This window comes from Chitinophaga sp. 05T412, from assembly GCF_056396465.1.
In genome coordinates, this window is record NZ_JBFTLN010000023.1 from 21782 (window position 1) to 42731 (window position 20950).

Below are 20950 nucleotides of genomic sequence, written 5' to 3' on the forward strand. Positions count from 1 at the left end.
TCCTCCTGGCAGCGATGCCTTTGATGATAAAATTATTCGAACTGGCCTAGGAAGTCGGCCAGGGTCGTTTTTTCCAGTTTGCGCAGCAGTGCACCTTCAATTTCCACGTAGAGGTGGTCCAGGTGTTGTTTGATCTGCTTGCCGACAGCGCAGTCCGGGTTAGGCTCATTTTTACTGTTTCCCAGCAGGGACGCCTGTTGTACGGCATGGTATACATCGGAGAGCTGAATTTTTTCCGCTGGTTTGGCCAGGGTAGCGCCGCCGTTTTTACCTTCTTTACTTTCTATCAGGCCGTGGTTGCGCAGGTTACTAATTTCCTTGCGTACCAGCACGGGATTGATGTTAATGCTGCCGGCGATGTAGTCAGATGACAACAATTCCCCTTTCGCGCTGGCTAGCAGCGTGAGTATGTGCATTGATATGGGAAATCTTCCGTTGTTCATTCTGTAATCGTCTTTATTACAGTACAAAAGTACGATAATCGTAGCAAATGGAAAAATTTATGCGTTATCCGCGGTGGGTATAGAAGTAAATGACGCTGGCAACGACGAGCACCAATAGGATCAGTACGATCACACAGCCGTTTTTATTAGGTTTTTTAACGGCGCTGGTGAGGCCCCGGGCGGCCAGCAGGCTGTCTACAGTGTCTTTGGCGTGTTGCATCGATATTTTGACGCCTGGTAGCTTGTTTGTTTCGGTGAAATAATACATCACCCCATGTATTTTGCCCTTACTGATACAGAGTTGCATGGCTTTTTCTTCAATATCACGTTTGACCATCCGGCCTTTTTGGGCGCTGGTGTTGTCTGCTTCGGGAATAACACGATGGCATTGCTGGCAAACCAGCATCACATTAAATGGATCTTTTTCCGGAACTGTGCGTATAATTTCGGTGCTTCCGCACCATGGACATGCTGTTTCAGTGCTCATTAATGGTGGAACTTTTTAGGTAACTGCAGCATAAGATAGGGAAAAAAGCGAAAAGCAKAAAGCAAAAAGCTATTGTCGCGAATGACCAATGCGAATATTTATACGCTTTAATCATTCGCGACAATAGCTTTTTGCTTTCTGCTTTTCGCTTTCTGCTCTTGTTTTACAACCCTTTTTTCAGGTGTCCTGCAAATGCTTTTCTGAATTTCTCCAGTTTGGGTTTGATCACAAACGTGCAGTAGGGCTGGGACCCGTTTTGATTATAATAGTTCTGGTGGTAATCTTCTGCCTCATAAAAGGTAGTCAGGGGGGCTATTTCTGTCACAATGGGCTTATCGTAGGCCCCTGATTCCTGTAATTTCTTTTTGTACAGGATCGCTTTTTCCTTTTGCTCCTCGGTATTATAAAAAATTACACTACGATACTGAGTGCCTACATCGTTGCCCTGTCTGTTCAGCTGGGTAGGGTCATGACTGAGCCAAAATGCCTGCAGCAGCTCTTCATAGCTGATTTTGGCCGGATCATAGGTCACCCGGATCACTTCGGCATGTCCGGTAGTACCCGTACAAACCTGCTCATAGGTGGGATTGGCTACGGTGCCTCCGGCGAAGCCGGATTCTACTTTAAGGACCCCGTCCAGCTCCTGAAATTGGGCTTCTGTACACCAGAAGCAGCCGCCTCCAAAGGTGGCGGTAGCGGTTTTCTGATCTTTGCTTATTGCCATATCGCCGGGTACTTTGTCCTTATTGCTTTGAGCGCAGGCAAAAAGCGCCAGCGCAATCAGACAAATGAATATTGAATATTTTCTCATAAAATAAAATTTCAAAGATGCAGATTATTTTTATATGATCAGAAGGCAATACTGTAAAGGGATTGCAGCCTATCTGAGCATCTTTATATGACCTGCTCTCCTTATAATTTACGTAATAAATGATGCAGGAGTACAACAAGTTAAGTAACTTTAACATTCTTTTGGAGTTTCCAGGTGCCCGTGGGGCTTCAAAGATACAATATAACATACGTCAGCAGCAGCAGCAGGAACAGATATAAAAGCCGGTTATAGCCGGATAACGTTTGATAGCATAATGACAAAAACGATGAACAAGAATTAAGATTATTCCCGGATAAAGCTTCCCCCGCCACCTCGATGGCAGCGCTTTTACGCGCCTGATTGTAAACCTTTTACACAGACACAAACAACGGACGATTGTTTGTGCCTCCTTACTTTAAATAAAGAACACTTGAAATATTTTCCTGAATCTGCGTTAATGCAGTTGGAATTCGATAAGGTACAGGCATTGCTGCAAGAGCATTGCAAAACAGAACTGGGCAAGGAAATGGCTTCAGAACTGCGCCTGCATACGCATATAGATTACGTTAAAACTGCCCTCCAACAGGCACATGAATATAAGCAGCTTACTTTGCTGCAAGAGAATTTTCCGAACGATTTCATCCTGAACCTGAAAAAGGAATTACGGCTGCTGTCTATCGAAGGCGCCGTACTCACCGGGGAACAGGCGATGCTGCTGCGCAAACTGGCAGAAAGCATGCACAGTATTGTTCGCTTTTTTGATCACGATCGCCGTATCCAATACGGAGGTCTCTTTGAAGTGATCCAGGATACGCATTACGAGAAAAAAATCACGGCCACCATCGATGAAGTGCTGGATGAACTGGGGCAGGTAAAAGACAATGCCTCCCAGGAACTGGCTAAAATCCGGATGTCGCTGTTTCGTAAGCGTACAGAGCTGCGCCGGATTTTTGACCGTATCCTCCAGAAACTGCAGAAACTGAACTACCTGGCCGATCAGGAAGAAGCTTTCCTGAACGGGCGCCGCGTGGTAGCCATCTATGCAGAAAATAAACGGATGGTGAAAGGGCTTATTCACGGGGAGTCAGATACCCGTAAAACAGCCTTCATGGAGCCGGAAGAAACAATAGAGCTGAATAATGATATCCAGTCGCTCGAAAGAGAAGAAGGCCGCGAGGTATATCGTATCCTCAAAGCCATGACAGCGGCCCTCAGCGGCTATTCCGGGTTGCTGAACAACTACCACCTGATATTGGGTACGTACGACTTTATCCGTGGAAAAGCCAAACTGGCCCTGGATATGGACGCCAATTACCCGATGCTGGTGCCTACAGCCCAGTTAAACCTGATCCAGGCTTATCACCCCTTGTTATTATTATATAACCAGAAGAACAAGAAGCCAACGATCCCGGTGAACATCAACCTGGATAAGGATGCGCATATTCTCGTGATCAGCGGACCGAATGCCGGTGGTAAAACGGTAACGCTGAAAACCATTGGGCTGATACAGCTGATGCTGCAGTCGGGTTTGCTGGTACCGGTACACCCTTCTTCCCAGATGGGCATCTTCAAACAACTAATGATCCACATCGGGGATACCCAGTCGATTGAGTTTGAGTTGAGTACCTACAGTTCTCATCTGAAAAACATGAAATATTTCATGGAAAATGCCAACGGCAAAACCCTGTTCTTCATTGACGAGCTGGGTAGTGGTTCCGATCCTAATTTAGGAGGTGCTTTTGCTGAGGTGATCATGGAAGAACTGGCCAAGAAGCATGCTTATGGTGTGGTGACTACCCACTACCTCAACCTGAAAGTGATGGCCAATAAAGTAAAAGGTATCATTAACGGGGCCATGGGCTTTGACGAGGCCACTTTGTTGCCAATGTATAAGCTGATGGTGGGTAAGCCGGGTAGCTCTTATACGTTCTCTATTGCGGAGCGTATTGGGTTGCATCCCGCGCTGATTGCCCGTGCTAAGAAACTGGTAGACGAAGGACATTTTCAGCTGGATAAGTTGTTGAATAAAGCTGAACAGGATCTGCAGATAGTAGAAAATAAAGAAAAGGATCTACAGAAATTACTGAAGGAAAATGAGCGTTTGAAGAAGGAGTATGAAGTACTGGCAGATAAAGAACGTAAGCAGCAACAGTATACGCTGTTGAAATTACAGAATCAGATTAAGGAAGATGACCTGCAGTATCTGAAGGATATGGAAAGGAAGCTGAAGCAGATTGTGATTGAGTGGAAACGCGCAGATGATAAAGAAAAGGTGATGAAGCAGGCAGAAATATTGCTGTTCCGTCGCCGTGAAAAGCAGCATACCGAGCAGCATAATAAGAAAGTCCAGGAGAAGTTCCAGGAAATAAAAGGAGAGATAGAAGTGGGGATGCAGGTGAAGATTGTAACGAACCGGCAGGTAGGTAAAGTGTTGGAGATCCGCGACAAGCGTGCTATTGTGAAGATCGGCAATATTCCTATCAATGTGAAGTTAAGTGACCTGGTGCTGGTGCAGGAGAAAGTAGAAGAAGGGAAATGATATGATATAGCTAATCCTCGGATAGGATATAGAAAATATCTATGCCGCGTATAGTTGGAGGATAGATATTTAATCAGCTACCTTTACTTCGTTGAAATTAAATGATAGTTACCGATAAAGTATTAAACCAATGGAAGTATTAGAAAGTGTTATAACACGCATTTCGAATGTACCGGTTTATAACTGTGATTACGCCAATGGCGCCAACTTTTTCATGGGAGAGTGGAGTGGCTGTGAAGTTTGTGTAGATGCGATGAATGTGCCTCACCGGCATAATGGATATAGTATAGATATCTTAATTAAAGGACGTATTAGTCAGTCCATTGATTTCAAGCATTATGAAATGGAGGCGCCGGCGTTGATGTTGATGGAACCTAACCAGGTACATCAGCATGAGATGRGTGAAGATGCAGAACTAATCAATATTTATTTCACCAACGACTTTCTGGTGCCAGAAATGCAGGGAGTTGTCAGTTGCTGGCGTTGCATATTCAGTTCGGGGATGATACCGCTGAATGAGGAGCAGCTGGAAGAAGTGTTGGCTTATGTGGATTTGATCCGGAAAGAATATAATAGTGATAAGTTACGGAAGGATGCTATTATCCGTAATCTGCTAAATGCTTTTGTGATTGCCTGCGGACGTATTTCTGAACCATCGGGGAACTGGATGAATTCGGAAAGTTCACAATATAATATGGCCCGTCAGTTTAAGATATTAGTAGACCAGCATTTTCATGAGAAAGCGCAGGTATCTGACTACGCGGAAATGTTGTACGTTTCACCGGGACACTTAAATGATACGGTGAAAGCGTTGTTGGGAAGAAATGCGAAAAACATTATAGATGAAAAACGCATTATGGAAGCAAAGCGGCTACTGTATTGGGGTGAGCACTCTATTAAGCAGATTGCATCGCAGTTGAATTTTGAGGATGATGCTTATTTTAACCGCTTTTTTAAGAAGCATTCCGGGTATACGCCCGCATCATTTCAAAAGAGTATCCGTGAAAAGTACAATTAAACCCGTAATAATTTAAACGCCCGTTAACATTAAATATCTATTTTTGCATAGTGTTTAAAATAATGATGTCGCCCGTGCATCATTTAAAATTTGAAAACCGATGAGAATTTTTTAGCGGCCAACCGCACATCTTCAATTTCTTTTTTACAGTAGTAACATATTGCTGTGCTCAAACGTATCATGTGCTGTAAACATGTGCGTGTCTGAGTTGCGGGCTGCTTACCTGTATTTTACCACCCAATGCTGTCACTGATATTGATTGCTGCGAAGCAAGGCTGCTTTTTATTGGCCTGATTCGTTAAGGGGAATTTTATTGTTAGTCGTTAAAAAAAAAGTAGTATGAAACCATTGAAATCAACATTGACCACATTGCCGGCAGGCTTACTTTATAGTTTTTTTGTTCTTTCGGTATTGTCTGCCTGCAGCACATCGCAAGCAAAAAATGAGGCGCCGCCGCCAGTATCTTTACCTGTAATTAAAGCAGTTACATTACCTGCTACAACATTTCAGGAATTCTCTGCTTCGGTAGAAGGAACCCGTGATGTGGAAATAAGACCACAGGTAGACGGTTATCTAACGCATATTTCAGTAGATGAAGGTGAGTACGTTAGAAAAGGTCAAACACTTTTCACAGTCGACCAAAGGCCGTATGTAGAGCTACTCAACAATGCCACTGCAAATTTACAAGCTGCAACAGCGACATTAGAGAATGCGCAAATCAACATTGATAAATTGAAACCGCTGCTTAGTAATAATGTGGTATCGGATGTTCAATTAAAATCGGCCGAAGCAACTTACAATTCAGCGAAAGCTAATGTTGCCCAGGCACGGGCCCAGGTAGAAGCCGCCCGCATCAATCTTGGGTTCACAAATATTAGCGCACCCAGCGATGGTTATGTAGGTAGTATCCCCTTTAAAACAGGAAGCCTTATTAGCAGAGGAATGGCAGGCGCATTGACTACTATTTCTGAAGTAAAGGATATGCGTGTTTACTTTTCTTTGAGTGAAACCGATTTCCTCAAATTCAAGGAAAAATATCCAGGTAACAGCGTTGCTGAAAAAGTAAAAGGAATGCCAGCGGTAGAATTAATCCTGGCAGATGGAAGTGTTTATCCTGAAAAAGGAAAAGTTGAAATAGTAGAAGGGCAGTTTGACAAAACTATTGGAGCAATTAGTTTACGTGCCAGCTTTCCTAATGCACAGGGAATACTTAGAAGCGGTAGTACCGGTAGAGTCAGAGTACCTACTTTACATGCTTCTGCATTGGTAGTTCCTCAGGAAGCCACGTTTGAATTGCAGGACAAAGTGTTCGTTTATACCGTGGCCGATAGTAATAAAATCGTTACAAAACCACTCACCATTTCTGGCAAAACGTCTAATTATTATTTTGTTACTGATGGTGTAAAGGAGGGGGATAAGATTGTATTGTCTTCTCAATCTACTGTGATGATGGGTGGCTTAAAAGATGGCGTTGTTATTCAGCCTCAGATGGTATCTGTCGATAGTTTGTTGAAAGCAAAGCCGTTGCTTTAAAATAAATAAGCGTGAAGACACGCCAGTGTTAAGAACGTTTACACAAATCATTATTCAAATTGCGACGCAGGCAGTGTTGTGATACACATGCACTGTTTGTGTTCGTGCGGACATACCGCAACCCATAATTGTTATTTATGTTAAAACGATTTATTGAAAGGCCGGTGTTATCTACGGTTATTTCTATCATATTGGTTATACTGGGAGGGTTGTCTTTATTCTCCCTGCCAACCGCCTTATTTCCTGAGATTGCGCCGCCATCTGTACAGGTGATAGCCAATTATCCTGGCGCCAATGGGGAAGTGATATCCCGTACAGTTGCTACCCCGATAGAAGAATCGGTGAATGGTGTGGAGAACATGACGTACATGACCTCCAATTCCAACAACGATGGTAGCTACATCCTGACAGTTTTTTTTAAGCAAGGAACGGACCCTGATATTGCGGCGGTAAACGTACAAAACCGCGTATCTAAAGCTAATAGCCAGCTACCTCCCGAAGTATTGCAAGCAGGGCTTTCTACACAGAAAGTGCAGAGCAGCTTCCTGATGTTTGTGGCGTTATATAGCGAGGATAGTGTTAAGTATAACGAACTGTTCTTGAATAACTATGCAAGAATTAATATCATCCCTCAGTTACAACGTATACCAGGGGTGGCACAGGTACAGCCATTTGGTTCAAAAGACTATTCAATGCGTATCTGGCTGAAACCCGACAGGCTTGTTGCTAATAATCTTTCTACCGCAGAAGTGATGAATGCGATCAGAGATCAGAACGTAGAAGCTGCACCAGGACGTTTGGGACAAGGTAGTAAAGAATCTTTCGAGTATATTATTAAGTACAAGGGAAAGTTAAATAAGCCTGAAGAGTATGAAAATATGGTGATTAAGGCAAAGAACGATGGTTCTGTGCTTCGCCTTAAAGATTTGGCCAGGGTTGAACTGGGTGGCTATACTTATACTGCTTCGAATTTGCTTGATGGCAAGCCAGCTACTGGTTTTGGTATTGTGCAGACACCAGGTTCCAATGCCAATGAAATTCTTACCGAACTGGAAAGACAGATTGGAGAATTTGATAAGGGGTTACCCGGTGGTATGAAGTTTAAGATAATGTATAACTCGAAGGAGTTTTTGGATGCATCTATCCACCAGGTAAAAGAAACACTGATCATTGCGTTTATCCTTGTGGCCATTGTGGTTTTCATCTTCCTGCAAGATCTGCGCTCTACATTGATCCCGGTAATTGCTGTTCCTGTTTCGATTATAGGTACCTTCTTCTTCTTACAATTATTCGGTTTTAGTATTAACCTGCTTACATTGTTCGCATTGGTACTGGCTATTGGTATTGTGGTGGATGATGCAATTGTGGTGGTAGAGGCCGTACACTCAACGATGGAACGTGAGCATTTAGCGGCAAGAGAGGCAACAGTTAAAACGATGAGTGAGATATCCGGTGCGATTATTTCGATCACATTGGTCATGGCAGCAGTGTTTGTACCAGTGAGCTTTGTGCAAGGTCCAGCGGGCGTATTCTATAAACAATTCGCCTTTACACTGGCCATTGCGATCGTTATTTCTGCGGTGAATGCGTTAACGCTAAGTCCGGCGTTGTGTGCTTTATTCTTAAAGAACCAGCATATAGGCGAAGGTGGAAAGAAAAAAGGTTTTGGTAGCCGTTTCTTTGATGCGTTTAACACCGCTTTTAATGCAATGACAGCAAGATATATACGGAGCATCAAATTCCTGCTGAAGAACAGATGGGTGGCCATTACCGGATTATTGCTTGTAGTGGTTGCTACCGTTTGGCTGATCAAAACAACACCTACCGGATTTATTCCAGATGAGGATCAAGGGTTCGTAGTTGGTATTACCCAAACACCTCCCGGTAGTTCACTTAGCAGAACGGAGAATGCAACGAGCCAGATAAGTAAAATTGCGCTGAACGATGCGGGTGTGAGTGATGTATGGGCTGCAAATGGGATGAACTTCGTAACAAATGCGAACGCTTCCCCTAACGCTGCGATATTTGTAAGGTTAAAAGGTCGTAACGAGAGAGGTGCTGTAAAAGATCCGACTGTTATTGCGGGTGGTTTGTTAGGAAAATCAATGCAAGTACATGATGCCTTAACGTTTTTTGTTGGTTTCCCAACAATACAGGGTTTCGGTAACGTGAGCGGGGTAGAAATGATGTTGCAGGACAGAACAAACGGATCGCTGGAGAAATTAGCAGGAACGGCATGGGGTTTTGTTGGTGCATTAAGTCAGCGGCCAGAAGTGGCAAATGCGTTCACTACTTTTAGTACGGGTAATCCACAATACACCATTGATATAGATGAGGTAAAAGTGAAACAATTGGGTGTATCTGTTAGTGATTTGTTGAATACGCTGCAAACGTATTATGGTAGTAGTTTCGTTTCAGACTTTAACCGTTTCGGGAAATATAGCCGCGTAATGGCGCAGGCCGATATTTCATACCGGATGGATAAAAGTTCGATGGATGCTATTTATGTAAAGAACAACCTGGGTACGATGGTGCCGGTAAGTACAGTGGCCAAATTAACACGTGTATATGGTCCGGAAACAGTTACAAGAAACAACCTGTATACTGCTGTTACCATTAATGCTACACCCAAACCAGGTTATAGTACCGGTGATGTAATTAAAGCCATCGGAGAAGTATCGAAAAAGGCATTGCCACAAGGATACGCCCATGAGTTTACAGGTATTTCGAGGGAAGAGATAAGAGCAGGGAACCAAACTGCGTTCGTGTTCTTATTGAGTGTATTGTTCGTATTCTTCCTGCTGGCTGCACAGTATGAAAGCTATATCCTGCCGCTGGCAGTAATCCTTACTGTACCTACGGGTATATTAGGTGTATATAGTTTCATTGGCTTTAGCGGTATAGAGGGCAATATCTACGTACAAATAGGTATGATCATGCTGATAGGATTGTTGGCTAAAAATGCGATCCTGATTGTGGAGTTTGCCTTACAACGGCGAAGGGCAGGCTATAAGCTTGTTGAGGCGGCGTTGGAAGCAGCACAGCTTCGTCTTCGTCCAATATTGATGACTTCCTTTGCCTTTATTGTTGGTATGTTGCCATTAATCTTTACACAAGGTGCATCTGCCAAAGGCAATCATTCAATAGGTTGGAGTACTGTAGGTGGAATGTTTACCGGGGTGGTCCTGGGGGTATTCATCATACCCGTGCTGTTTGTAATCTTCCAGTTCCTGCAAGAGAAAATCAGTCGTAAACCGATAGTGGAAGTGGACGCAGCACATGAGGCAAAGCTGGTACACTAAAATATTAGCATTATCTATTATCAGAATCAGAAAAAAGACAAATGAAAACAAGTTATAGCTCATTTTTAATTCTGTTGTCCTTAGTTATAGGGTTAGCAGCATGCCGGGTAGGCCGCAATTACGAGCGGCCCCCGGTGGCGCTCCCCCAGCAGTTTGGAACCGTGGCTCCTTCGGATACTAACAGCATAGCAGAAATAGAATGGAAGAAATTTTTTACCGATGCCACCTTGCAGCAGCTGATAGACAAAGCCGTTACCGGCAACTACGACCTGCAATTGGCTGTGAAAAGAGTAGAAGCTGCACAGGCATACCTGAAACAGGCGAAAGTGGCGTGGTTGCCAGCTTTTAATGCTACTGCTTCTGCCAGTACCAACTTCCCATCCAAGAACAGCTTCACAGGCCTGAACCTCTCTGCCAATAACCTGGGAGATCACCTGGAAGACTTCAACTTAGGCGTGGGTATGTCGTGGGAAGTAGATATCTGGGGTAAGATACGCCGTCAGAAAGAAGCCGCACTGGCAACTTATCTGCAGTCGTATGAAGGCGCACACGCTGTGCAAACCGGACTGGTAGCAGCTGTTGCTAACAGCTACTTCAACCTGCTGATGCTGGACAACCAGCTGGCCATTGCCCGCAGAAACGTGGAATTAAGTGATACCATCGTAAAGATGATCCGTTTACAGAAAGCTGCCGGTGAAGTGACCGAGCTGGGTGTACAACAGGCCATTTCACAGCAACAGACCGCAGAACTGCTGGTACCACAGCTGGAACAAGGTATTGCCATCCAGGAAAATGCACTGCGTATTTTGACCGGTGAACTACCGTCAACCATTACACGTAGCAGCAAGCTGGCTACTTTCCAGGTAGCAGACGCATTGCCAACCGGTATTCCGGCTGCGATGATCAGTCGCCGTCCGGATGTACGGGCCAGCGAAATGGGATTGGTTGCAGCTAACGCCCTCGTAGGCGCAGCACAAGCTAATATGTACCCAACACTGACCATCACAGGCAGCGGTGGCGTAAATGCTTTCAAAGCCAGCAGCTGGTTCAACTTACCTGCTTCCTTGTTTGGTACTGCCGCTGGAGGACTTACTCAGCCCATTTTCCAGCGTCGTGCCCTGAAAACACAATTTGAAGTAGCTAAAATACAACGGGAACAAGCCGTTATCCAGTTTAAACAATCCGCCCTGAATGCAGTAGGAGAAGTGAGTGATGCGCTGGTAAAACTGGATAAAGTAAAAGTTCAGCAGGAAATTGCAGTAAGACAGGTAAACACCTCACAGCTGGCGGTTCAACAGGCACAATTGCTGTTCCGCAGCGGTATGGCTAACTACCTGGAAGTGATCACCGCACAGGGACGCTCCCTGCAGGCGGAACTGGCAAAGGCTGATATTGATCGTCAGCGTTTAACAGCAATGGTAGACTTATACCGCTCTTTAGGTGGCGGTTGGAAATAAGATACAAGCAAGGAGGATATAAGAAACAATACTGCACTGTAGCAGTCGAAGATAAGAGTAATACTGCCTGATGGCAGATGGAAATAATGAATGACGAATTACGGATTAAAGCGAAGATCCAAAGATGAATTTTTGAATCAAATGCCCGGTAAAATAGCGCTTTAGGTCCGTAGTTCGTCATTTTGTGTTTGTATATCCGCTCTGGTGGCTGATTTAAAAAATTGTTGCAAATTTTTTTTTATTTTCAAATTCTTTTATACTTTTGCAACCCACACGGAGAGTTGGCAGAGCGGTCGATTGCGGCAGTCTTGAAAACTGTTGACTGTAACAGGTCCCGGGGTTCGAATCCCTGACTCTCCGCAAAAAGTGATACAAAAGTTCATTATTGAATTTTGTATCACTTTTTTAGTTTTAAGATGGTGTTTATCAGATGTTTTCAATTTGAAAAGCGGATTCGATAGAGATCTTTCGCATGGAAATTTTTCCGGATCATCATTTCTGATGACCTTCTAATTTTTACTTATTTATATGATTCTAAGCGACTTAGAAACAATAAAATAATTCACCAATGAGTCGCGAATTGATCCAAAAGCAATAGGTGTAAGGGATTCGACCCCGAGTAATTTCTCTCCTGTCAATAGTCTAGCGAAGTATTAAAGATTTGCAGTTGCAAAACGAGCGAATTCAATTAGGAAGTTGAATACGTTGCGAGCAGATGTTTTTGTAGTCATACTGCCTTTTTTGTTTTCGATGTCTGTTACCTGAATTATGATTTCAGCAGCATAGGTATTATCAGTATTTCTTTTTTGAGCATCAGTATCGCGTTTTATATCCTTAACTGCTTTTAGATTGTACACGGTAAGCTCATATTGATTCTTTGCCCGGATTTAATATCTTTTAGCTACGGGGTGTAATTCAATCCCATTGTATTAATTCTTTTTTCACAATCTTTTTTCACAATCTTTTTTATCAAAAGAAAATCATCCTTTCAATTAATCGTTCAACAATTTTGGTAATGTTTTTTTTGAGTGACCGCCGGTAAACTTATACGTGTTGAGTTAACAAATACTAGGAATTAAATTATATAAATACAAGTTATCGAATTATCATTTTATTTCTTAGCTTGCCGTGTTGTATCATCATTACAATGCAACCAGCGCAAGATCCTCTAAAAATATCAACCACTTCTTTTGAACAAGAGCTTTGGAAGAGCTATCAGAAAGGCGATGATAGGGCACTATCATCCATTTATTCTATTTATTTTGATCATTTGTACAATTATGGTTTCCGGTTCACCCGTGACGCTACATTGATAGAAGATTGTATACAGGAACTTTTTATAAAGCTGATCCGTAATCGTCAGAACCTTTCCCTGCCTGTATCTGTAAAAGCTTACCTGTTCAGATCTTTCCGCTCTTATATCGTTGATAAAATTGAGCAGTTGAGGAAACGCCCATTAGCTGAAATGAATGAAATGGTCGACTTTAACCTGGAATTGAACCAGGAAGCCACCCTTATCTCAACGGAAGAAGCAGATGAACTGCAAGAAAAAATGAAGACGGCACTGGAGCAACTCACTCCCCGGCAACGGGAGGCTATATTTCTGAAATACCAGGAAGGCTTGTCTTATCCTGAAATTGCAGCAATGCTGTCATTAACACAGAAAGCAACCTATAAGTTGGTGGGTAGGGCTATTCAAACGCTTCGCGAAATACACCATCTGGCAATTATCAGTGTTTTAATAAAGGAGCTTATATATTATATAATATAATGAAATAAGTGTTCCCGTGGCTTGCGCCATTAAATTTAAAAGAAATTTCTTCGAACCGTGGGGTAAAACTGGCCTGGCCTCCGTCTTGTATTTAGATTAGATGGCTGGAGTGGCACCTCCAAATATTAATTATCAGTTATGGCTGTTTTAAAGGAGTATTATAAGGACCTTTCTGTAGAGGAGTTGATGATGGACGATTTTTTCATTGAGAGCATGGAACGCCCCAATGAAGATACGGAAGCCTTTTGGAAAGATGTTCTCCTGCAATACCCTCAGCGAAAGAATACACTGGAAGAAGCAAGGCGACTGGTGTTATCATTAAATTTTCAACAGGCCATTCCCCGCCCGGGTGCTAAGGAGGCGGTCTGGAATGCCATCATTTCAACAAGTGAAAAAAATGCTAAACAACCAATTATTATTAATGTTAACAGGTGGTTATGGTCAGCAGCGTCTGTCATTTTAATATTGGTAATAGGTGGGATAATGTGGTGGCAGTATGCGGGAAATTCGAATCTATCACTTGCGGGTGGCACGAAGAAGTTATATGAAATACCTCCTGGTAAAAACGGTGCGATTCTTACCCTGACGGACGGAAAGCAGGTGGTATTAGACAGTATGGGTAATGGTTTAATAGCATCCCAGAACGGTTCACAGGTAGTACTTAAAAGCGGTAGCCTTATTTATAACACTACAGAAATGAGCTCCGCGGATGTTGCATATAACACGATGACTACCCCAAAAGGAAGACAGTTTAACCTGACCCTTCCGGACGGAACAGGTGTGTGGCTGAATGCGGCAAGTGCTATCAAATATCCCACTTCATTTAATGGTAAGGAGCGTAAAGTAGAAATCCATGGGGAAGTCTATTTTGAAGTGGCACGAAATGAAAAAATGCCTTTTAAAGTAAAGGTGAATAAAGATCTTGAAGTAGAAGTACTGGGTACTCATTTTAATATTAATGCCTATAACGAGGACGCGTGTATTAAAACAACCTTATTGGAAGGAAGTGTTAGATTATTGGTAGATCCGTCCAATTCATCCCTGGCATCGTCACATTTATCAAAACCAACCATTGTATTAAAACCTGGTCAGCAGGCGCAAATAACGTCTGTTGACCCCCCAAAAATAATAACCGATGTAGATATGACCAATGTGATGGCCTGGAAGAATGGACTGTTCGATTTTGAAGATGTTGGTCTGCAGGAAGTGATGCGCCAGCTATCGCGTTGGTATGATATTGAGGTAGTGTATAACGGGCGGGTTCCGGATATTCAGTTTGGAGGCAAAATGAGTAGAAACATTACCCTTTCGGGCGTCTTAAAGATATTGGAAAAAACCGGTGTCCATTTCCGGATGGAAGAGGGGCGACGGCTGATAGTACTGTCTGAGTAAACAAAACAACCCAGACCGTGATTAGAAAATCTGAAGCCTGTCGGGTCTGAACGTTAGACTGGATTTTAAAAGTAGATCAAATTACAAAAAAGGGAGTGTGTTAATCTAATCCCATTCGAGTTCCTTTCTGTTTGGAATATGTTTTCATTGTAATCATGGCAATGGGTAGGATACTTATGTCTTAAAATGACGGTAAAAAAGCTTTGATGCTTCCTTCTTTTAATCATACTGGCAGCGCATTTGAACTCTCCGATAAGGGATCATTATATGGTTCAGGGAATGTTATGTGTGTAATAAAACGCAGGATAAACCTTGTATGTAGTAGTAACCGGTTTGTTAGATATTGACGATATAACGGATGGGCGCCGGTGATCAATCAAAATCAGCAGAAACGATTTAATAATAAACCCAAATCTAACATGTCTACCAACCAACATGATTGTCCGACCTATGTCTGTTCTTGTAAAACCCGCGATGATGTACGATCGCTAAGTCCCTGTAGTGGAAAAGATAGAAATAGATTCCCCTTTTGCTTTCTCGACTCAAAACAGGAATTTGTCTATGGGCAGACCATGCGCGATATTTTCGCAAAGTCTTTGTTAGTGATGACGTTGGCTATGCTATTGTTGTCAACAGCTTTTTTCAGTGCTCAGGCCTCCGGTTTATCTCAACCAATTACGCTTTCAGGTAAAGATATACCGATTAAAGAAATTATCTCCACTATTGAGAAGCAAACCGGCTATGTCGTTTTTTACAATAAAGGTGACTTGCAGGATGCCGTTACTATTTCACTTACAATGAAAAATATGCCATTGGCGAAATTCCTCGAAACCGCTTTTCAATACCAGCCTTTTAGTTACCTGATTGAAGATAAAACTATTGTGCTGACCCGCAAACCGAAATCATCTACCGGGCATCTGACAGATCTCGTGCTGCCATCACACGATATTTCATTTCCACCTATCAACGGACGGGTGACAGATTCAAAGGGAGCGCCGTTGGCAGGGGCTTCCGTGTCTATACGCGGTAAAAAAGTAAAAACGGCTATCAGTGGCAAAGATGGCGCTTTTATCATTAACGCAGACCCCGGGGATGTAATTGAAGTTTCATTTATGGGGTTTGAAAAAGGCACTTATCTCGTAAAAGAAGATAAAAACGAGGCTAATATTGTGATGAAGCAAAAAGTAAAAGACATTGGAGATGTGGTGGTGACGGGAATTTTTACCCGCAAAAAAGAAAGCTTTACCGGAGCTGCTCAAAGCTTTACAGGCGACGAACTAAAGCAGGTCGGCAACAGGAATGTGATCCAGAGTTTACGATCGTTAGATCCCTCTATTGTTATAAACGAAAACAATTTATCAGGAAGTAATCCTAACAGGTTGCCACAAATTGAATTGAGAGGTAAAACCAGTATAGACAACAGAACGTTGCGGGATGGATTTACTGCCGACCCCAATCAGCCACTTTTTATACTGGATGGTTTTGAAACGTCTTTACGCACCATTGTTGATCTGGATATGAATCGCGTACAATCTATGACGTTATTAAAAGACGCTGCATCTACCGCCATTTACGGCGCCCGCGCAGCAAATGGTGTAGTAGTAGTGGAAACCAAAAAACCTAAAATAGGTCCTATGGAGCTTTCATACACCGGTGATTTCAGTCTTGAAATGCCGGACCTGAGTGGCTACAATATGATGAATGCAGATGAAAAACTGGAGTTTGAGCGGCTATCCGGAAGATATACCTATTTCGATCCCTCTAATTTCAGAATGCAAATGATAATGGATAGTCTGTATAATAGCCGTCTGGTAAAAGTTCGCCAGGGCATAAATTCCTATTGGCTGAATGAGCCACTACGACTTGGACTAACACAGGGACACTCCGTAAGAGTATCGGGTGGCGATAACCGGATGCGTTATGGCGCGGGTGTTCGATATAAGAAACAAAATGGTATCATGAAAGGCTCCGGCCGTGATACCTGGGAAGGAAGTGTAAACCTTATTTACAGAACCGAGAGAATAAATGTCTATAATCAATTGATGATAAGTGGATATAACGCTAAAGAGTCCCCCTACGGAACATTTAGCAACTTTGTGAATCCCAATCCCTATTACCCAAAATTTAATGAAGATGGGGACATCGAAAGGTACCTGGAAAGTAGCAATAGCCGTCTTGGAACGATTGACAACGTACCCAATACCATGTACAATGCCTATTTAAATAATCAGAATACCACGAAAGGTTTTTCCTTTCAAAACAACCTGCAACTTACTTATTACATCAACACAGGGCTGCAGTTACAGGGAGCCATTTCTGTAAATAAAGAGAATTCGGAACAGGTCATTTTTTATTCTCCTGAAAATACGCAGTTTGATAACGCAAGTTTTTTTGAAAAAGGAACTTATTCAAATATTCGCATGGGTACATTCGGTTACCAGGTGAATGCCATGCTCACCTACGGAAAACTGATCGCTTTTAAACACCTGGTTAATTTAAATGTAAGAGCGGAAATGCAGGATAACCGCAATGAATCCTACTCAACTAATGCCGTAGGATTTCCGGTAGGTAGTAATGGTAATCCTTCGTTTTCTTACAGCTATCAAAAAGACAGCCGGCCACAATCATACCTGAGTACTGTGCGCCGTAATAACTTCCTGGTATCCGGAAGTTATGTTTTTGATGCCAGGTTTGTAGCTGATTTTTCTACCAGATTAGATGGGTCAACAGCTTTTGGGTCTAATAAAAAATACGAAACCTTTTGGTCGGCTGGTGTTGCGTGGAACCTTGATCATGAGCCTATGTTCCATGATAAAAGCTGGATCAACAGACTGAGGATAAAGGCGAATACAGGGCTTACCGGCAATCAGAATTTCAGCCAGATAACCTCAGTATCTGTTTATAATTACACTCCTTCCGCACTAAACACGTTTGGACAAGGCCTGGATTTGCAAACACTGGGTAATCCAAATCTGAAATGGCAACAAACGCTGCAAACAAATCTCGGACTGGACTTCACGTTTTTCAATAATAAATTATCCGGGTGGGTCAATTTCTTCTCAAAATATACTGATCCCCTGATTATTTCTGTCGACCTGCCTGCCTCCACCGGGTTGGTAAATTATCCAATGAATATTGGTAACCAGACAAACCGGGGCATTGATTTCAGTGTCAACTTTTCCCCGATATATATTCCTCAGAAAAGGATTATCTGGACAGTAGGCGTAACGGGGATAGTGCAAAAAGCGCACTATGGAGGGATTGGCAATCAATTGGAGCCGTTAAACAAAAATGAGCAGGATAACGGCTCTTTAATACGCTACCGCGATGGCTACAGTCCTGATGATTTATGGACTGTTTACTCCGTGGGGATTGACCCCGCCACCGGCAACGAGGTTTTCCGGCAAAAGGACGGTCAGTATACTTTTCAATACAGACAATCCGATATCGTCAGAATAGGAAATAGCCGCCCCATTGCAGAAGGGGTATTTAACAATTCAATTGTCTATAAAGGCTTTAATCTCGGGCTTTATTTCCGTTATCGTTTTGGAGGTGATGTTTTAAATACCGCGTTATATAATAAGGTGGAAAACATAAGTGATGCAGCGTTGGCCAATAACCAGGATCGACGTGCTTTGTATGACAGATGGAAAAACCCGGGCGATATTACGAGCTTCAAGAAAATTGGCCTCACGGGGGCAGGCCGCTCCAGCACCGCGACAGGAACGCCTTTGTCGTCACGTTTTATACAGGAAGAAAACACATTATCGGGAGAGTCTATCAGTTTTGGGTACGAGTTCGCAGATGTAAAATGGTTGCAGAAATTAGGCCTGAAAACTTTGCGGGCAAACGGTTATATGAACGACATATTCCGGCTGTCAACTATTAAAAGGGAAAGAGGGATTGATTATCCGTTTGCCCGTACAGTAGCATTTAGTGTTAACGCCTCCTTTTAACCACTTAACTTAATCTTGCATGCGAATCAAATTAATTCTAATAACCGCAACAGCTTGCCTGCTGGGCATTACCTCCTGCAAAAAGTGGCTCAATGTACAACCGCAGGATAAATTTACAGAGACACAGGTGTTTAAAGATGAAGCCGGAGCCCAGCTCGCCGTGAACGGCCTCTATCTGAAATTAACACAGAACAGCCTGTATGGCGTTAACCTGAGTATGGGAATGGTGGAGATATTTGCCCAACGATTTAATGTTGGCGGGCAGCATGGTTACGCACCATATCAACAATATAATTATGGCAGCATTGCGCCAGGTATTCAGTTGATGTGGGAACAGGCGTATGCCACCATTGCGAATGCCAATGAGTTTTTAAAAAACCTTGATAAATATCCCGGCATGATGCCTGCCAGTCATGATTCTATTTTGAGAGGCGAGGCCATTGCGATCAGGGCGATGTTACATTTTGACATGTTACGACTTTTTGGCCCTGTCTACAATACAGCAGATTCTGTCAGTATTAGTGTCCCATATTACCGGGTGGCGTCTCCGGCTGTACAGGCTTTACTACCGGCAAACCAGGTCATGGATAGTATATTGGCTGACCTGCACAATGCTGCTCAGTTATTACGCAGCGATCCTGTAATTGCCAGCGGCAGATCCGCTGAATTTATTGCCGATGGCCGTAACTTTTACCGGAATCGTCATCAACGCTTGAATTATTATGCCGTAAAAGCATTGCAGGCAAGAGCATTCTTATACCGTAACGATAAAACAAATGCTTATGCTGCCGCTAAATTTGTGATAGATAGTGCGTCAAAATGGTTTGCCTGGACTTCTATAGACATATTGAGCAATCCTGTCAACCCTGACCGGATCATGTCATCTGAAGTTTTATTTGCCCCTTACTGCAGCAATTTATACAACAACCATAAAAGCCTGTTCAGCGAAGACCTTACGGAAACATCCATCCTGACGCCCAACAGCGCCCGGTTAAGTGAATTATTCGAAAACAATGAGAATGATTACAGGTATAACCCTAACTGGATCTTTAGCAATTCGGGTACMAAAGCATATAAAACTTTTTACAAGTACGCTGATGTAGCCGATAAAAACAGTGGTTTCCGCTTTCTCATTCCCCTGATCAGGTTAAGTGAAATGTATTATATCGCCGCTGAATGCGAAACAAATTCGGTCACTGCTATTCAATATCTGGATACCGTTCGTTTACACAGAGGCCTTACCAGTCTTCCGCCCGCTGCCGGCCTGAGTACAGAACTTATTAAAGAGTACCGGAGGGAATTTTTTGGAGAAGGACAATTGTTCTTTTTCTATAAACGGGAAAATATCACCACTCTTCCTAATAGCGCGTCTACCAATCCCAATAGCACCGTTACTTTAAATAAAGCAAAGTTTGTACTTCCATTACCTGTTTCTGAAACTGTTAATCGTTAATAAAAAGTAGTGTTATGAATAGCATTAAAATGGTTTTTATTTTTAGTCTGTTTATATTATTCTCCTGTACGAAAGAATTAAAAAAATACGATGGTATAAACAGCATCTATTTTGTTGCTTCAATAGACCCCACTACAAACGGGGTAACCGATAAAACTGAAATGTCATTTGGACTTTCCAGTCCATCACAAGTCGATAGCATTATTGGTATCCCTGTGCGGGTGCTCGGTGTTCCCAGCGGCGCAGATCGTGAGTATAGGTTCAGGGTAATAGATAGCTCAACAGCAAAAAAAGGGAAGGACTACGATTTTGTGAATACTAAGTTCATAATGAAAGCCGGCGCCGTAACGGATACTATTAAAATAAAACTTTACCGTACAGCCATCCTCACCGACACAGCTCTTTCCATTGCGCTGAAGTTGGAAGCGAATGAAAATTTTGCAACAAAAATGGATAGCCTTAGTGATAACACGGCTACCGGGCAAAAACTAAGTTACATCTCTCATACGGTATATGTCAGTGATGTACTGCGGAAGCCCAGGTATTGGTCACCTAGTTCTTTTGGTGACTATAGCAAGAAGAAGCTATTGCTGATATGTCAGTTAATGAACATCACACCATTATATCTTGAGATAAGTACACCAACGCTCCAGTCGGAAATAGTATACTTTGGAAAGTTTGTGCAGAATTATCTGAATGACCGGAAAGCAAAAGGGGATATCATTTATGAAGATGACGGTGCAGAAATGGTCATGGGATACAGGTCCTTATAAATCAGACATCACTCA

At 42.8% G+C, this 20950-nt stretch carries 14 protein-coding genes and 1 tRNA gene; 11 read left to right on the top strand and 4 right to left on the bottom strand.

Annotated elements, in window-relative coordinates; translation table 11 throughout:
* Positions 1 to 32 precede the first annotated feature (32 nt).
* The 3 genes from AC1DFM_RS33045 to msrA all read right to left on the bottom strand — a co-directional run bounded on the left by AC1DFM_RS33045 (position 33) and on the right by msrA (position 1741).
* A complete protein-coding gene (locus AC1DFM_RS33045; RefSeq protein WP_477081060.1) occupies positions 33 to 443 on the bottom strand; it encodes an RrF2 family transcriptional regulator in 411 nt (136 codons plus the stop codon).
* 64 nt (positions 444 to 507) lie between these two features.
* Complete coding sequence (locus AC1DFM_RS33050; RefSeq protein WP_477081061.1) at positions 508 to 930, bottom strand: hypothetical protein; 423 nt, start codon at positions 928 to 930, stop codon at positions 508 to 510.
* Positions 931 to 1093: 163 nt separating this feature from the next.
* Positions 1094 to 1741: a peptide-methionine (S)-S-oxide reductase MsrA gene (gene msrA, locus AC1DFM_RS33055; RefSeq protein ID WP_477081062.1), complete on the bottom strand. Its 648-nt coding sequence runs from the start codon at positions 1739 to 1741 to the stop codon at positions 1094 to 1096.
* Positions 1742 to 2171: 430 nt separating this feature from the next.
* Between msrA and AC1DFM_RS33060 the strand changes: the two genes are divergently transcribed.
* The 6 genes from AC1DFM_RS33060 to AC1DFM_RS33085 all read left to right on the top strand — a co-directional run bounded on the left by AC1DFM_RS33060 (position 2172) and on the right by AC1DFM_RS33085 (position 11950).
* Positions 2172 to 4280: an endonuclease MutS2 gene (locus AC1DFM_RS33060; RefSeq protein ID WP_477081063.1), complete on the top strand. Its 2109-nt coding sequence runs from the start codon at positions 2172 to 2174 to the stop codon at positions 4278 to 4280.
* 130 nt (positions 4281 to 4410) lie between these two features.
* Positions 4411 to 5298, top strand: a complete 888-nt coding sequence (locus AC1DFM_RS33065; RefSeq protein WP_477081064.1) for a helix-turn-helix domain-containing protein — start codon at positions 4411 to 4413, stop codon at positions 5296 to 5298.
* Between the two features lie 339 nt (positions 5299 to 5637).
* Complete coding sequence (locus AC1DFM_RS33070) at positions 5638 to 6831, top strand: efflux RND transporter periplasmic adaptor subunit (protein WP_477081065.1); 1194 nt, start codon at positions 5638 to 5640, stop codon at positions 6829 to 6831.
* A 137-nt stretch (positions 6832 to 6968) separates the two neighbouring features.
* On the top strand, positions 6969 to 10133 hold the full coding sequence (locus AC1DFM_RS33075) for an efflux RND transporter permease subunit (RefSeq protein WP_477081066.1): 3165 nt from the start codon (positions 6969 to 6971) through the stop codon (positions 10131 to 10133).
* A 74-nt stretch (positions 10134 to 10207) separates the two neighbouring features.
* Complete coding sequence (locus AC1DFM_RS33080; protein ID WP_477081067.1) at positions 10208 to 11590, top strand: efflux transporter outer membrane subunit; 1383 nt, start codon at positions 10208 to 10210, stop codon at positions 11588 to 11590.
* A 275-nt stretch (positions 11591 to 11865) separates the two neighbouring features.
* Positions 11866 to 11950, top strand: a tRNA-Ser gene (locus AC1DFM_RS33085).
* Positions 11951 to 12243: 293 nt separating this feature from the next.
* Here AC1DFM_RS33085 and AC1DFM_RS33090 read toward each other — a convergent pair.
* Positions 12244 to 12447, bottom strand: a complete 204-nt coding sequence (locus AC1DFM_RS33090) for a hypothetical protein (RefSeq protein WP_477081068.1) — start codon at positions 12445 to 12447, stop codon at positions 12244 to 12246.
* A 290-nt stretch (positions 12448 to 12737) separates the two neighbouring features.
* On the opposite strand from AC1DFM_RS33090, the gene AC1DFM_RS33095 reads away from it, so the two are divergent.
* From AC1DFM_RS33095 to AC1DFM_RS33115, 5 genes are all read left to right on the top strand, one after another.
* Positions 12738 to 13361: an RNA polymerase sigma factor gene (locus tag AC1DFM_RS33095; RefSeq protein ID WP_477081069.1), complete on the top strand. Its 624-nt coding sequence runs from the start codon at positions 12738 to 12740 to the stop codon at positions 13359 to 13361.
* A 138-nt stretch (positions 13362 to 13499) separates the two neighbouring features.
* On the top strand, positions 13500 to 14753 hold the full coding sequence (locus tag AC1DFM_RS33100) for a FecR family protein (protein WP_477081070.1): 1254 nt from the start codon (positions 13500 to 13502) through the stop codon (positions 14751 to 14753).
* A gap of 572 nt (positions 14754 to 15325) precedes the next feature.
* Positions 15326 to 18709: a SusC/RagA family TonB-linked outer membrane protein gene (locus AC1DFM_RS33105; protein WP_477081071.1), complete on the top strand. Its 3384-nt coding sequence runs from the start codon at positions 15326 to 15328 to the stop codon at positions 18707 to 18709.
* Between the two features lie 19 nt (positions 18710 to 18728).
* Complete coding sequence (locus AC1DFM_RS33110) at positions 18729 to 20162, top strand: RagB/SusD family nutrient uptake outer membrane protein (RefSeq protein ID WP_477081072.1); 1434 nt, start codon at positions 18729 to 18731, stop codon at positions 20160 to 20162.
* Between the two features lie 14 nt (positions 20163 to 20176).
* Positions 20177 to 20935: a DUF4843 domain-containing protein gene (locus AC1DFM_RS33115; RefSeq protein ID WP_477081073.1), complete on the top strand. Its 759-nt coding sequence runs from the start codon at positions 20177 to 20179 to the stop codon at positions 20933 to 20935.
* The last annotated feature ends 15 nt before the right edge of the window (positions 20936 to 20950 follow it).

What these genes read in the sequence shown, in the direction of transcription:
- AC1DFM_RS33095 (WP_477081069.1), top strand. Translation starts at nt 12,738, where the DNA reads ATGCAACCAGCGCAAGATCCTCTAAAAATATCAACCACTTCTTTTGAA.
- AC1DFM_RS33115 (WP_477081073.1), top strand. Translation starts at nt 20,177, where the DNA reads ATGAATAGCATTAAAATGGTTTTTATTTTTAGTCTGTTTATATTATTC.
- AC1DFM_RS33070 (WP_477081065.1), top strand. Translation starts at nt 5,638, where the DNA reads ATGAAACCATTGAAATCAACATTGACCACATTGCCGGCAGGCTTACTT.
- AC1DFM_RS33075 (WP_477081066.1), top strand. Translation starts at nt 6,969, where the DNA reads ATGTTAAAACGATTTATTGAAAGGCCGGTGTTATCTACGGTTATTTCT.
- msrA (WP_477081062.1), bottom strand. Translation starts at nt 1,741, where the DNA reads ATGAGAAAATATTCAATATTCATTTGTCTGATTGCGCTGGCGCTTTTT.
- AC1DFM_RS33100 (WP_477081070.1), top strand. Translation starts at nt 13,500, where the DNA reads ATGGCTGTTTTAAAGGAGTATTATAAGGACCTTTCTGTAGAGGAGTTG.
- AC1DFM_RS33045 (WP_477081060.1), bottom strand. Translation starts at nt 443, where the DNA reads ATGAACAACGGAAGATTTCCCATATCAATGCACATACTCACGCTGCTA.
- AC1DFM_RS33105 (WP_477081071.1), top strand. Translation starts at nt 15,326, where the DNA reads ATGCGCGATATTTTCGCAAAGTCTTTGTTAGTGATGACGTTGGCTATG.
- AC1DFM_RS33050 (WP_477081061.1), bottom strand. Translation starts at nt 930, where the DNA reads ATGAGCACTGAAACAGCATGTCCATGGTGCGGAAGCACCGAAATTATA.